Origin of the sequence: Pseudomonas sp. CCI1.1 (genome assembly GCF_034348165.1) — a bacterium.
GTDB lineage: Bacteria > Pseudomonadota > Gammaproteobacteria > Pseudomonadales > Pseudomonadaceae > Aquipseudomonas > Aquipseudomonas paracarnis.
The window spans coordinates 5,640,052-5,653,454 of record NZ_CP133780.1 but is presented as its reverse complement, the minus strand read 5'-3'; the positions used below and the strand labels follow the sequence as shown (position 1 = coordinate 5,653,454).

The 13,403-nt window shown below is 53.7% G+C and carries 16 protein-coding genes; 14 read left to right on the top strand and 2 right to left on the bottom strand.

Annotation, left to right across the window (positions count from 1 at the left end; all coding sequences use genetic code 11):
* The first annotated feature begins 2 nt into the window (after nucleotides 1–2).
* From RHM69_RS25560 to RHM69_RS25510, 11 genes are all read left to right on the top strand, one after another.
* The gene (locus RHM69_RS25560) at nucleotides 3–1,562 is read left to right on the top strand and encodes a GspE/PulE family protein (RefSeq protein WP_019818093.1); all 1,560 of its coding nucleotides are present in this window, start codon (nucleotides 3–5) and stop codon (nucleotides 1,560–1,562) included.
* Complete coding sequence (locus RHM69_RS25555) at nucleotides 1,552–2,691, top strand: type II secretion system F family protein (protein WP_019818094.1); 1,140 nt, start codon at nucleotides 1,552–1,554, stop codon at nucleotides 2,689–2,691. The genes RHM69_RS25560 and RHM69_RS25555 overlap by 11 nt, the downstream gene beginning before the upstream one ends.
* Before the next feature lie 88 nt (nucleotides 2,692–2,779).
* Nucleotides 2,780–3,232 carry a type 4 pilus major pilin gene (locus tag RHM69_RS25550; protein WP_171902656.1) on the top strand — a complete coding sequence of 151 codons (453 nt, stop codon included), beginning with the start codon at nucleotides 2,780–2,782 and terminating at the stop codon, nucleotides 3,230–3,232.
* 10 nt (nucleotides 3,233–3,242) lie between these two features.
* Nucleotides 3,243–4,184, top strand: a complete 942-nt coding sequence (locus RHM69_RS25545; RefSeq protein ID WP_008437359.1) for an ATPase, T2SS/T4P/T4SS family — start codon at nucleotides 3,243–3,245, stop codon at nucleotides 4,182–4,184.
* On the top strand, nucleotides 4,174–5,490 hold the full coding sequence (gene pilV, locus RHM69_RS25540; protein ID WP_019818096.1) for a shufflon system plasmid conjugative transfer pilus tip adhesin PilV: 1,317 nt from the start codon (nucleotides 4,174–4,176) through the stop codon (nucleotides 5,488–5,490). The genes RHM69_RS25545 and pilV overlap by 11 nt, the downstream gene beginning before the upstream one ends.
* A complete protein-coding gene (locus RHM69_RS25535; RefSeq protein ID WP_124356003.1) occupies nucleotides 5,423–5,860 on the top strand; it encodes a hypothetical protein in 438 nt (145 codons plus the stop codon). The genes pilV and RHM69_RS25535 overlap by 68 nt, the downstream gene beginning before the upstream one ends.
* 57 nt (nucleotides 5,861–5,917) lie before the next feature.
* Nucleotides 5,918–6,358, top strand: coding sequence for a type IV pilus biogenesis protein PilM (gene pilM, locus RHM69_RS25530; protein ID WP_019818097.1), 441 nt, complete (start codon nucleotides 5,918–5,920; stop codon nucleotides 6,356–6,358).
* A gap of 931 nt (nucleotides 6,359–7,289) precedes the next feature.
* A complete protein-coding gene (locus RHM69_RS25525; RefSeq protein ID WP_073451708.1) occupies nucleotides 7,290–7,589 on the top strand; it encodes a hypothetical protein in 300 nt (99 codons plus the stop codon).
* Nucleotides 7,590–7,893: 304 nt separating this feature from the next.
* A complete protein-coding gene (locus RHM69_RS25520) occupies nucleotides 7,894–8,145 on the top strand; it encodes a hypothetical protein (RefSeq protein WP_008437363.1) in 252 nt (83 codons plus the stop codon).
* A gap of 95 nt (nucleotides 8,146–8,240) precedes the next feature.
* The gene (locus RHM69_RS25515) at nucleotides 8,241–8,777 is read left to right on the top strand and encodes an STY4534 family ICE replication protein (RefSeq protein ID WP_019818099.1); all 537 of its coding nucleotides are present in this window, start codon (nucleotides 8,241–8,243) and stop codon (nucleotides 8,775–8,777) included.
* A 108-nt stretch (nucleotides 8,778–8,885) separates the two neighbouring features.
* Complete coding sequence (locus RHM69_RS25510) at nucleotides 8,886–9,371, top strand: hypothetical protein (RefSeq protein ID WP_322255321.1); 486 nt, start codon at nucleotides 8,886–8,888, stop codon at nucleotides 9,369–9,371.
* Here RHM69_RS25510 and RHM69_RS25505 read toward each other — a convergent pair.
* A complete protein-coding gene (locus tag RHM69_RS25505; RefSeq protein ID WP_004577240.1) occupies nucleotides 9,294–10,256 on the bottom strand; it encodes an IS30-like element ISPpu17 family transposase in 963 nt (320 codons plus the stop codon). The two genes, RHM69_RS25510 and RHM69_RS25505, sit on opposite strands and share 78 nt — an antisense overlap.
* Nucleotides 10,257–10,529: 273 nt before the next feature.
* On the opposite strand from RHM69_RS25505, the gene RHM69_RS25500 reads away from it, so the two are divergent.
* The 3 genes from RHM69_RS25500 to RHM69_RS25490 all read left to right on the top strand — a co-directional run bounded on the left by RHM69_RS25500 (nucleotide 10,530) and on the right by RHM69_RS25490 (nucleotide 11,856).
* Nucleotides 10,530–10,865, top strand: a complete 336-nt coding sequence (locus RHM69_RS25500) for a hypothetical protein (protein WP_019818101.1) — start codon at nucleotides 10,530–10,532, stop codon at nucleotides 10,863–10,865.
* 77 nt (nucleotides 10,866–10,942) lie between these two features.
* Complete coding sequence (locus tag RHM69_RS25495; RefSeq protein WP_019818102.1) at nucleotides 10,943–11,548, top strand: DUF3275 family protein; 606 nt, start codon at nucleotides 10,943–10,945, stop codon at nucleotides 11,546–11,548.
* A gap of 83 nt (nucleotides 11,549–11,631) precedes the next feature.
* Nucleotides 11,632–11,856 (top strand): hypothetical protein, encoded by a 225-nt coding sequence (locus tag RHM69_RS25490; RefSeq protein WP_019818103.1) that lies wholly within the window; start codon nucleotides 11,632–11,634, stop codon nucleotides 11,854–11,856.
* A 485-nt stretch (nucleotides 11,857–12,341) separates the two neighbouring features.
* Here RHM69_RS25490 and RHM69_RS25485 read toward each other — a convergent pair whose 3' ends face one another.
* On the bottom strand, nucleotides 12,342–13,097 hold the full coding sequence (locus RHM69_RS25485; protein ID WP_019818104.1) for an NADPH-dependent F420 reductase: 756 nt from the start codon (nucleotides 13,095–13,097) through the stop codon (nucleotides 12,342–12,344).
* Nucleotides 13,098–13,403: the final 306 nt, after the last annotated feature.

Here is a 13,403-nt window from a genome sequence, read left to right as displayed (position 1 = left end):
CGATGACGATCCTGACTGAAAAACCAGATGTCATAGAGCCTGACAGTGATGAGTCTGCTGCAGTCCTACTGACGTCGCACCAAATACTGCTGACGGCCCCTGGTGGACCGTTTGAGCTGAAACCCGAGCTGCGTCAACTATGTGCGTTGACCAGCGATGGGATTTTGTATGTGTCAGCCCAACACCAAACGGATGCCTATGTCATGGCATTCGAGGACCAGCTGGAACACGAAAATCACCACTTTGAGGTCAAGGTCTGCTCGATGAGCACAATCAAGGCACTCTACCGCGCCAATGATGATGCAAATGGTAAAGCACTATCGGCGACTGAGACGAAGCGCCAGGCCCAGGTGGTGCAGCTTTTAGGAGAAGCCCACCGGCGCAATGCCAGCGACGTCCACTTTGTCGTAGGTCACGATATCACTCGAATCTTCTTTCGCATCCACGGGCTCTTGTGGGAGGCAGAACAGCACCAGAGCCAGGTGGGCATGGAGCTCTGCTCGTCCCTCTACAACAGCATGTGCGATGTCGCGAAAGACCACTACCAGCCGCAGGTGAGCCAGGACGCCAGGGTAAAACGCGCCTATGTCGACCAACTCGGTTTGTTCGGTGCCCGAGTCGCCACTCGGCCGCTCGTAGATGGCCCTCTGATGGTTTTGCGTCTGCTGTATGACGACAAAACCAAAATGACGCTTAGTGATCTCGGTTTCCTGACGCAGCAAATTGATGCATTCAGCCGCATCCGCAGCTTGCCTTATGGGGTGAACCTGATCACTGGACCCACCGGTTCCGGCAAATCGAAGTCGCTGCAGGTAAACCTGAACCTCTTGCACGAAGAGTGCGGTGGAACAAAACACATTCTGACGATGGAAGATCCACCTGAATATCCACTTCTCGCCAATCAGTCACCGCTGGGCGCCGGTGAAACCTGGAATGACGGGATCACCAATTCCATGCGACTCGACCCTGACATTCTCATGTATGGGGAGATCCGGGACCTTGCATCAGCACAAGCGGCTTTCCGCGGCGGTATGACTGGTCACCTGGTGCTGACGACACTGCACACCAACAACGCTGTAGCAGCTCTTCAACGACTGATCGACATGGGTGTAGACCGACACCTGGTTACTGATCCTGCACTGATGACAAGCGTGGTCAATCAATCCCTCTTGCCCGTGCTGTGTTCCCACTGCCGCGTCCCCGCACGCGAGCATCTCGGGCAGCTCAACAGTGCGCTGGTGCAGCACTTGCGCGATTTGGAAGCGATTGATGAGACCTACCTCAAAGGACCGGGATGCCCGCATTGCAAAGGCTTGGGCATCACCGGTCGCACGGTGGTTGCGGAAACTTTGCTCACCGACCTTGAATTCATGCGCGTTTTCAATGGGCAGGGTGCAAGTGCGGCACGTCGCCACTGGGTCAAGGAAATGGGCGGTATTACCAAGACCGCACACACGATCATCAAACTGAAACAAGGATTAGTAGACCCCCGCCACGCCGAAATGACGGTGGGGCCGTTGGACTTTGACCGGCAAATCCTGGAGCTCGCTCATGCTGAGTGACGTCAGAGCGATGCTGAATCGTTGGGCAGAGACCTTCTATGCCAAGCAGTTTGGCAAAAACGAAAGAATCCAGTTCTACGAGAGCCTGATGGGCATCCTTGAGGATGGTGTGTCGCTTGAAGACGCACTGCACACGGTGGCCAGAGCATTCAGCGATAACGGGCAGAAGCTCCATCCAGTGTCCCTTGCCTGCAGGGATATCGCGCAATCGGTAAAAGGTGGGAAATCGCTGAGCATTTCCTGCGAAGGCTGGGTTCCCTATGACGAGAACTCTTTGATCGCTTCCGGGGAAGACACCGGCAACCTGGTGCAGGCATTTCGGGACTGCGTGAGGATCATCGAAGTACGTCAGCGGATCAGCAAACTCGTAGCGTCCGCCACCGTTTTCCCCTCCATGGTGTGGAGCGTCATGGCGGCGTTGCTGTATGTGATTGCAGTGTGGATGGTGCCCTCCATGACACGACGCTCCAACCCCGAGGCGTGGACCGGCGTGCCGGCCTTCCTCTATGCCCTATCGAATTTCGTGACCCACTACGGGCTAGTGACGCTGATAGCTGTAATCGTCTTTATCCTCATATCGATCATCACTCTACCCGTGTTTTGCGGCCTTCAGATTACGGCCGCCAGCCCTTCGTGGAAGCTGCAGTTGAACAAGCTGCTCCAGGTCCTGCGAGTCCGAGCAGAGAGGCTCCCGCCTTGGTCAGTCTACAAGGCGCTCCACGGATCGATCTTTCTGCTCAACATGGCTGTGATGCTGCGCTCCGGCATCAACCAACTAGATGCGCTGACCTCTCTTCAACGCAATGCCTCTCCATGGTTGAAAGAGCGCCTGAGCGCCATTCATTACGGAGTGAGCGCCGGCAAAAACTTCGGTACCGCATTGAAGCTTGCGGGTCATCAATTCCCAGACCCCATGGCGATGCATTTTCTGGAAGTGCTCGCCACCCGCAAAGGCTTCGCTGAGTCGATGGAACGGTTTTCCAACCGGTGGCTGGAGCAAACGCTTCAGCGCGTCGAAGCCATCGCCAAATCTCTTATCGGCATGTCCTCCATGGCCATGGGGGTCATGATGATTCTGGTAGTGGTCGGGATCTTCCAGTTGGCCGGCAATGTGACTGCAACGCTTTAAATCAAACCTAAATGAGGTACTGGAAATGCCAACAAACACTCAAAACAACCAACGCGGATTTCTCTCCCTGGACGGGATGTTCTGGTTGATGCTGATCGCGGTGGCACTTGGTTTCATCGTGTTCATGGGCTACAGAACGTTCGGCAGCTCGGACGTCACCATTGAACAGAGCAATCTCGGCACGTTGCTGAGCAATACCAAACGACTGAAAAGCACCACGGGCTACGCCACGGCAGGCACCAACTTGGCGCCTTCTTTGATCAACCTCGAGGCAACTGGCGGCATGAGCATCAACGGTAATGCCCTGTCCAACCGCTGGAACGGCGCAGTGACCGTAATGAGCAACGGCATGACCTTCACCATCACAGAATCCAACCTTCCGAAAAATGCCTGCATCACCCTTGCCTCGAACATGGCCAAGGACAAACAGACAACGACGGCGATCAATGGCGGCACTGCAATTGCCGGCGAAATCACTGCGGTGGCAGCTGCGACCAGCTGCTCCTCGGACGCCAATACCATCGCTTGGACTTCGTACTAAGGAACTCAGTGTGAGCGTGATCTCTGATGCTGAATTCGTCGACCTGTACCTCGGCGATGGATTTGCCGACGCCAAAGGTCTCCCTGGGCAGGCACGAAGGGTTGAAGCGCCCGCCGAATGGCGGGCAGACCTTGAGCGCTTACGGGCGCAGTGCGAGGAAAAGCACAAGGCAACCCAGGATCCAGAGTTCGCCCTAATTGAAGATGGCGTCGTCCTTCGTGTAACCCAGTTGCTGGATTTGAATGGCAAGCCTGTGTTTGTCGTAAGCAAATCCTCAGTCCAGATCCGTCCATTGGACATGCTGGGTCTGCCCGACTATCTGCAGGACGCGCTGATGAGCGACACGGTACGCGGCCTGATATTTATTTGTGGGGAAATGGGCACAGGGAAAACCTCAAGTGCTGCATCACTGGTGAAAGCACGTCTCGAGGCCTGGGGAGGCATTTGTGTGGCTGTAGAGGATCCTCCAGAACCATTTTTGAATGGCAGGCATGGGAGTGGGCGCTGCATTCAAGTTCCGGTCTCTCGCCGGATGGGGGGATACGAGGAAGCTTTGATCCTAGCGCTGCGCACAAGAGCCGATTTCCTGTTCGTGGGAGAAATTCGCGACAGCTCGACAGCAGCACAAGTAATTCAAGCCTCGATCAATGGCCATCTCATTATCAGCACAGGTCATGCCGGCAGCGTTACTCAAGGCATTGAACGTATATCAGCCCTGGCTCAGCCGTTACTCAATAACGCCCGAGAGCTGCTCTCCAAGGGGTTGGTGGCTGTTCTTCACCAGTCCTTATCAAGTGGCAACGAAGGAAGTCGTCGATTAACCCTGCAGAGCCTGCTTTTCACAGGCGATGACGGACCGGGCATCCGAGAGAAAGTCCATGCAGGAAAGATCACGATGCTCGATCACGACATCGCTCACCAATCATCAAGGAGTCTCTGGAATGACCAGTAGGATCAAGCAGCGGGGGTTCTTGAGCTTGGACATGGCGATCGGATTGGCCGTTTTCTCCGTTGTCGTCACTTTGGCGATCGCATGGCAAATCAAGCAGATGGATTCTCAGGACTATCGAATTGCGGCTGATCAACAGAGAACCATTTCAGAGGCATTGGCCAAATATCTGAAGGATAACTACAGCGTGGTGCTGGCCAACGCGGCAGCAACCGTACCGGTGCAAATAACCGTTCCGATGCTCGTCAACACCAACTACCTTCCTGCAGGTTATAGCCCCACTAACGCCTTTGGGCAGACCATTGTCGGCCTCGCCCGGAAACCCAACGCCAATCAACTGGAAGTGATTGTGGTTACTACAGGTGGGCAGACGATTCCTGAAATGGGTATTCGAACCATCGCTGAAAATCTCGGAGGACCTGGTGGGTTCATCTCTTCTGCCAATCCGAACATCGTCCAGGGCGTGCGGGGTGGATGGCAGGTAGCACTAAGTAACTATGCTATAGCTCCTGGCCCAGGACATACAGCTAGCGCACTTTTTCTTATGGATGGAGCGTTGGCTAATGACTATCTATATCGAAACGCAGTGCCCAATCATCCAGAATTCAACACGATGAATACTGATATCACGATGGGCAACCACAATATTAACAACGCAGGAAGTATCACAGCGTCAGGCAACATAACAGCTAACGCCGACATTACAGCTCGAAACGTTATCGCCACAGCCAATGTTAATGCCGCTACTGCAACCATTACCGGTGATACCAGCACAGGTGGTTGGTTCAGAACACGTGGTGACACAGGCTGGTACAGCGAAAAATGGGGAGGCGGAATTTATCAAAATAGCCCCAACTGGGTCCAAGTTTATAACGACAAAAACTTTTCAACCGGAGGTGAACTATGGGGTGGAAAGATAACCTCGACGGGCAAGATAACGGCCTATGATCGCATTCAGACAAATGAATATTTGTCCCTGGGAGGCATAGCTACCGAGGGGCAACAGTGCAGTGACCGAACCCTTCTTGCAAAAAGCGCCGCGGGAATAACGTTGTCCTGCGAACAAGGCTTATGGAAAAGACCAGGTGGGTGGGAATTCCAGCTGATCCAGGGCACCTGCCAGGCGCCTGCCAGAGGAAGTGTGACCTGCTCCCTTGGCGACACTACATGGAAGTCATGCTCTTTAACTGGCGCTTTTGGCATCGGGGATAGTGAGACTGGGTACATCTTCAGAAATGCAAGTGGATGGTTTCTCTCCACATCTCGACTTTCCTGGCCAGGTCTTTTCTATTGGAGCTGCTTCAAATAAAGCATCCATTTATAAAATTTCAAAAACGTTTTATAGTATGTTTATGGGGATTATTGCAGTGCAGACGCTTGAGAATAACGTTGAGTATAGTGCTGGAGAATTACAGACCTGGCTAAGCACCCGAAGCAGGATATGCTCAACTGTGCTATGGCGTCGCGCACTAGAAGAAAAAGAGGCATTCGAGGTCGGCGAGTTCACTTACAAGTTACAACCAACGGCCTCTGGTCGTTATTTAGTAAAAAAGATCGCCACTATGGAATTAATCAATCCACAACGCAAACCAATGAGCATCAAGCGAGCCGCAAAGTGGACTGTCATTGCGCTTGGCCTAGTAGGAATTTGCTTAACATTGATTATCCTCACGAAATAGTTTTGTTATTGACGCGTAGGTGGTAACAACCACCATTTTGTGGATGGAGCTCATATCATGACAATGCAATGGCTCGTTTTGATGATTGTGCTCATTGCCTCCAGCATTTTCATGGAGAACCAACATCAGGACCAACGTACATCCGACTACGCTACCCTCGACTCACTGGGTCGCGGCTTTCTGGTGTACCGATCTGCCGCTACCGAATATGCCCAGGCCAACCCGGGCTTCAGCGGAGTACCGAGCGATTCTGCGCTCAACCTACCTGGGTGGTTTGTGAAACCTGTGGGCGTAGGTTCTTACATCTCATCAGGAACGGCCTATACTTATTTTGATGGGGTTGCACCGTCAGGCTTGCCTTCTGTGCTGGTAGACCTGACAAAGACAACTACCGTTGGTTTAAAGCGTTCAGGAATGCTGATTTCACAGATAACTGGGGCGACCGGTATAGCAATTCCGTCCCCTGTTCCCGAAGGTGCGGTCGTCGCAGTCAATTAGTCTGAGTCGACCGACTTTGAAAGGCGCCGGGTTGCATAAGCTCCGGCCTATCAACATAATGATCACAACAACGTTTCCACCCCGTTGGCTACTGGCGGTCATCAGTAGCGCCCGGTGATGCGGCTTGCCTCATCACCAACCCCAAAGCACGCATAGCTCCGGGAAGGGCGTGCGGACCTGGTTCAGAGCTCTCCCTGTGTCTCCCTGTTCAAGCCAGACACGCAGCCGTCTAACTCGTGAATTGCGAGTTCAAAGGCACATAGGGCTCTGTTGAGGTTCGAAGCACCGTAGTCTAAGGGCCACACTGGTGTTGTGGCCCACACTTTTTAAAGCTCACACAATAGGTAGCCTGATCATCTTGCAAAGGATGATCAGGCTACCTATTGGTAGCTGCTTTTCCTTGCCGGTGGCCCGCCGGCGAAACGCAGGGCTCCCTTTGTGCGCGGATGCGTGCCTTATGCTAGCTGGCCTCAGCCACGATAATCGGCCAGGTGTTGGAAGTAAGACGTTCAGATCACAGCCCAGGGATCAACAACGCCTTCATCCCGCACAGGTGGTATTTTTTTCTGAAAGACGCTACTTACTACATCCGAGAGTGACTGTTGACCCAGCTACTCTCGGTAGCTTCTCCTGTCGACCTGAACCTTCTTTGCCCTCCGCGAAATATCCCTCTCCGCTTGACACATCACCATCCCCCCTTCGATGATATGGACGTGCTTTGCTGACGTCGTCAGCATCATGCCCAGGCAGTCAGGATCTTGAAGACTGCGACACGATGTTCGTGTCAGATCCGCCCAAGACCGCTGAGCTTCTGGTAGCGCGGTCGGTCGACAATCGTCGATGGAAGCACCTTATGCAACTCACCTCGCGGGGAATCACTTCCCCAACGGGGTCAGTGGGTTCTCCGCATTCAACCTGCAGGAGAATCACCATGTCCAAACTTGCTTATGGCTTCGGTTTCGCGCTTGGCACCATCACGCGACAGTTTCTGCGTGCGGTAAAGAAAACCAGCGCTGCGCCCACAGCTATCCATACCAAAGCAGCTCCGTTGCTTCCACCGCCCTGCGTACCTGAGCGTCTCGTACGTGAGATGGATCATGTACCGGCAATAACTCGTAAAGGTGTCGACCTGAACCTTTGGTACGCGGCTAACACTCGAGTGGTCGAAAAGCCAGCTCGGAAACCGCGTAAGAAGCCAGCTGCACGCTCGTTGGTGCCAGCAACTTGCTAAGTCTGCGTCCTTCGCCTCTGTAGGGAGCCTTCCCAAAGGGAAGGTTTCCTCAGAGTTTTCACGGTAGGGGCTTGACAAGCGACAATCGTATTTCCATGATCTGCACATGTATCGCTGACGTCGTCAGCAACATGCCCAAGTAGTCTGGATCCGCAAGACTACGATGCGGTTTTCTGCATTGATCCACTCCCAAGATCGCCATAGCTTCCGGTAGCGCGATCAGTCGACTTAGTCGATGGAAGCACCTTTCCCACCCATGACGGGCCTACCCCGTCAGGGCAGGCCTCTCACTTTTGGAGGTCTGATGAAAACTGAACTGGCTCTCTACCAGGCGTTGATTTCGATTAACGTCCCGGAACAGAAGGCAAATGCTGTTATTGAAGCTTTGGAGACCGACATGCTTTCACGTTTGGCTACCAAGGCAGATTTAACTGCTCTTGCTGCAGAGTTCAAATCTGAGATTTCACAGCTTGAAGTCAAGCTCACCATTCGCATGGGCGTCATGTTGTCTGCAGCTGTCGGTGTAATGATTGCTGCAATGAAGCTGATGCATTAAACAACCTTAAGCTCCACCCACCCTCGCGGGGAATACTTTCCCCCTAGGGCGAAGTGTTTCTCCGCTTTCTGTTATTTCGAAACTGGAGAATCACCATGAGCACTAATCAATCCAACGAAGCAAAATTCTTCGACCTTCACACCACTGGTATCGGTTATCTCAACCGTATCCGTGAAGTGAAACCTCGCGGCAAAGGTAAGCCATTCATGGCAGTTACCGTTGCGGCTCTGCGCGGCTCGATGGATGATGCCGAGTATTCCTATATCGACTGCAACGTGGTCGGCGCTGAAGCTGAAAAGCTGATTCGTCGCAGCCAAGCAGCCGTTGAAGCCGGAAAGAAGGTCCTTGTGAGCTTCCGCATCGGTGATATCTGGACCGACGCATTTACCTACGAGAAAGGCGATAAAAAAGGTCAACCTGGAGCAAGCCTCAAGGGACGCCTGTTGTTTATCGGCTGGATCAAGGTGGATGGCCAAACCGTCTATGAAGCAAAGCCTCGTGAAGTAGAACCAGTTGTTGAAGACGGCGAAGCGGAACCTGAAGCACAGCTCGCAAGCGAAGAAGCATCCGAGCCAGTAGCAGAGGAACAATCCAAGCCAACGCCCGCTAAACAGCAGCGTACGGCATCTTGATTCACTTTGTTGAAAGGCACCCTTCGGGTGCCTTCATTATTATCAAAGTCCGCAGGGAACACCTCCCTTCCGGGCACGGTGATTCTCGTCCGTTGGAGACTCACCTTTATGAACACGTTATTTACGCAATCTCTCGATATACGCGTTGCTTATGCAAAAGCGGAAATCTATGGCGACGAGATTACCCAATATGAGGCTGAGATCGAGGCTCATATTCTGGGTGCCGACGCGTACCGCGCCGGCCAGCCGATCGTACCCGAGCTGTTCAAAACCGTTCCTGCGCTCAGTCGAGCTTGGGGCGAAGGAGTGAACGCGGCCATTAATGGTGGCGGTTGGTCACGCTTTACTGAAGAAGACCAGCAGCAGCAGCTAATAACACCGGAACCATACATTGTGTCGGATTTTGCATACGGGAAACTTGCATTCGCCGAGTGCGGTATCGAGTACCCCCTCCAAATACTGAAGAGCGCTGCGGGCTATTACATTGGTACCGCTGATGAGTTTGAACCCCTGAATTCAACACATAAGTGCAACGCTCACCCCTGTATGCACTTCGTACGGCGTCTTCCAGCCCAAGCGCTTGCGCGGGCGTAGATTGATCCTCGCTACTGTCCGATTGACGGCTTCGACGGTCAGCTTGCTGAAGTCGCTGCCCTTGGGGAAATACTGGCGGAGCAGACCGTTGGTGTTTTCATTGGTGCCACGTTGCCAGGATGAATAGGGGTCTGCAAAAAAGACCTGGCACTGGCTCCGTAGCGCGATGCGTTCATGCCCGGCAAACTCCCTTCCGTTATCCAGCGTCAGCGTGTGAGCGGCATGGCCCTGAAGCATCAGATTGATCGCCCGCGTTACCTGCCGGCGCGTTCTGCGCTTGACCGGATAGGCGCTCAGATAGCCGCTTTTGCGATCAACCAGGGTCACCAGGTTACCGCCCAGTCCATGTACCGTATCGCCCTCCCAGTCCCCCAGGCGCTCGCGGCTTTCGACCTCGGCTGGGCGTTCACTGATTGACACGCGATTACGCAGCTGCCCGCGCCGATCGTGGCTTCCATAGCGTTTCCGGTAGCGCTTTCGGCGATGTCGCAGATAGGTATAAAGCTCACCACCGGCGCGCTGTTCGGCGGCAATGAACCGATAAATCCACTCATGGCTGACCGCCCGGCTTGGCTGCTCCTGCTTCAACCGCTGGGCGATCTGCTCCGGACTCATGCCATGCTTGAGCCACACCGGGAGATGATGGCTGAGCCATGTCGCCGGCTTGCAAAACTTGCGCGCACCCGCTCGACGAGCATCACTTTCATGGGCCGCAGAAACAGCCTTGTAGATATTCTGGGTGCTGTTGCGGCGAACCTCGCGACTGATCGTCGAGGGATGCACGCCGACCCGCTTTGCAATGCTCGCCTGGCTCTCTGCGGCGCTCAAGCCAGCCTCAATCTGGTAACGTTGTCCCTGAGTCAGCTGCCGGTAATGCGTAGTCATCTGCGCTTGAATCCTTCGGTGTGAGAGCCTGGATTCTACCGGTGGCTGGCTCTCTGCCTCTCGTTTCAAGCGTTGCGCTTATTCTATGAATTCAGGACCGGTATCAAGGGAGTCCGAAGAATACTACCGCAGCGAATATGCCGCGAAACAAGCTTTTGACCTCAACCTCTGGACACAACGCCACGTGTGCTGGTCCTGACATAACCAAAACATACCTAACCGGGAAACCACTTCCCGGACGGGCCGGGTGGTTTCTCACACCTGGAGATAAACATGCAAAGCACCACTAACCTCGTGTCGTCTGACCTGCTCAAGCTCCCGGTCGTTTTAACACCCCGGGCCTGGCAGGAAGCGGTGCATATTGAAAACCCTCAGGATGCAAGTGTTGTCAGTGAGCGACTGGGCGAAGTTGTCCTGGAGGCCTACCGAGAACTGCACTTGCAACCTGACAGCACACAGATCCATTTCGGCCTCTATCGTTTATTGCCTGCCGGCAATAGCACTGATCGAGTCTGGCTGGACCTAAAACTTGACCGTATAGAATCACCGCCAGGCGTTTTCTATCTGTACATCTCACTCAAGGAAGAAACTCATACTTCTTGCCCGTAATCCTTCGACAATCACAGCACTGCCCAAAGCCCGACACCTGTCGGGCTTTTTTCATTCGTAGCAGTGTGGAGCTGCCCATGATCAACATCCCCGGCCAACTGGCCATCCGTACCATCAGCGGCCGTAATGGCGAATTCAACGTCGGACGGCTTTCGACCTCTATCGGTGAGTTCGTGATCAAAGACGCACTCCTCGATCAGTACGATGAAGGCAAATACCGAGGCGACTTTCTGATAACGGAGATCCGTCCTTCGTATTACTCCACAGCAGGCCGCCTGATCGTTGAGATCCGTGCAAGGCTGGAAAGCATGAGCCTCGACGACGTCGACAATCTGACACCAGAAGACGCCGCCAGGCTCTCGCCAAACGAGCCTGACCCTATGGATGAAGAGTCTTCTTCCAACCTCTCCAAGCCTGTGCAGCGTAATAATCCGCCCGCCCTACCGGCCACCAATAAACAGGTATCAAAAGAGGATGCCCCGTTCGGGATGACCCCGACCGGCGCAACCAACGACCTCGAGGCAGATGCCGAGTTGTTCGGCACAATCTGGCCTCTAAGCTATACAGTCAGGCTGGACACAACTGTTGATCGTCAGCAACTACGCCAACAGTGCAGTCGGCTCTCGGAGCTCGGCTATTTACACAACTTCAAACTGCAGGTATGGAATATCTCCAATACCTAACGATGCCGGCGATACGCCAAGCCAATCGGCACATTCATGAGAGGCTCCCTCCTGGGCGCTCCTCGACTCAACAGGAGCAGCACATGAATCTAATCTTCAATAACCTGACCCAACAAATCCTTGAAAACATCGAAGATCAGCTCGCCAATAACGAGGTATCGACGAATGAGGAGCTTTGGGACTTCTTCGTAGAGGAGCTCGAAATGACGGCAGAACAAGCCGATGGCGCCGTTGCCCTTCGCCCCAAATACCTGGGGCAAATCTTTCTCACTGGGCACAGCCCACTATTTCAAAACGAGACGGTCTAGTTTGGCGCGGGGAGTCAGATCGATCTGGAGGGCATCACCATCAGGCTTTGTGTTAACGACAGAAAAGCCCTCCCAAAAAGGAAGAAAAGTATAATATCGCACATAAGAACGCCGGTTTGTTAGATGTGTTTGCTCGCACGAACATCATCAATCAAATCGGCGTTCTTGTTTCTGTGTTGCCCGGAATTCCTTGAAGGTAAGCGTCCGGTAAACACGCCTTCCTGACGCCAACGCCTTAATAGTTGAGATCGGTAGTAGACCACGCCGCACGCTTGCGACGCTTTAGCTGGCGCTGAGATTGAGCGGATGCTTGAACAACGTGACGTGGCCTAGGCCGCGATACAGGACAGGTTAGGAAATTCGCGGCCTCATCCAGACGCTGAGTTAGGCACGCGTCTGCAGTGCCCTGTTTACGTAAAGAGATGAGTTTAGCGACTAGATCAATTAGGCGAAATTCTAGCAAAGAATCCCGCCTAATCCGGTAGTCAGGCCGTCCTAGCGCGATTTGTGGCAACAATTTGCTCATCTGTAAACTGACTGCCGGGAACCATAAATTTTGCGATAAGTGCGTCTCGGTTTTGAGGTGCCCGTACCTTGTCTGCCGCCTCCAGCGCCATCTTCAGCTCCGGCAATGTTAGCTCGGTGCAGTAGGCTGGTGTTCCTGGTTGCTGACGCCACGAATCTTCAAGGCTACCAGCGGCAAGCGCGATAAAGCCCGTATCCTCAACGAGATCCTGCGCGACGGCCTCTGCATGAGTGTCATCCCCTGCTACATGTAAGCCAATGCGTGTCGAAGATCCAGTTGGTTGCCGATTGTCGGCAAGAGTCGCTGCAAGGACGGCGTTCCAAGCCTTAATGACCGGGCGGCTAAACTGCTCGCTTACCCAAACGTTCACGGGCTTGCCGTCGTCAACTTCTATGATTGCCCCGTCGCGTCCCGGATAGTAATTGGACGTGTCAATGACAACGACTTTCTCGGGGACATTCTTTAACGTCTGTTTGAGATCTGGATATTTTGGGAAGGGTATCGAGAGGATCACAACGCCTACCTCGGACACTGCCTCTTCCTTGGTCACAGCGTGTGCGCCGATTTCACTGACCAGGTTTTGAAGGCTTTCGGGGCCTTTCGAATTTGCCAGCTTAACTTCATGGCCGCACGCGACGAGCTTGCGGGCAAGGGTAGCCCCAATATTGCCGGCGCCGCTAACTCCGATTTTCACTTCAATAACCTCCTCACCCACAACCAATATTCAAGTTGCTACCTGGCTAGGTGTGCGAATGAATCAAGCGTGTCGCAAAGCCGCTGCGATCTGGGGTGAGCACGCATGTCGCTTGACTCAGGTAAATACGACTCTTCAAGAATGAAAGGTTACGCTGTCGGTAATCGGCACACGATGCCAGCGTCTAGCGGCATCCAAATTACCGCCATTCGCCCCTTTTGGGTCGGTAGCGACGACCACTTTCGACAATCGGTGTTAATGGTTAAGCCTCAGTCCGTTCCGCATCTCAACGGTGTCATCGACCTAACCCCTCACATCGAACGGCAC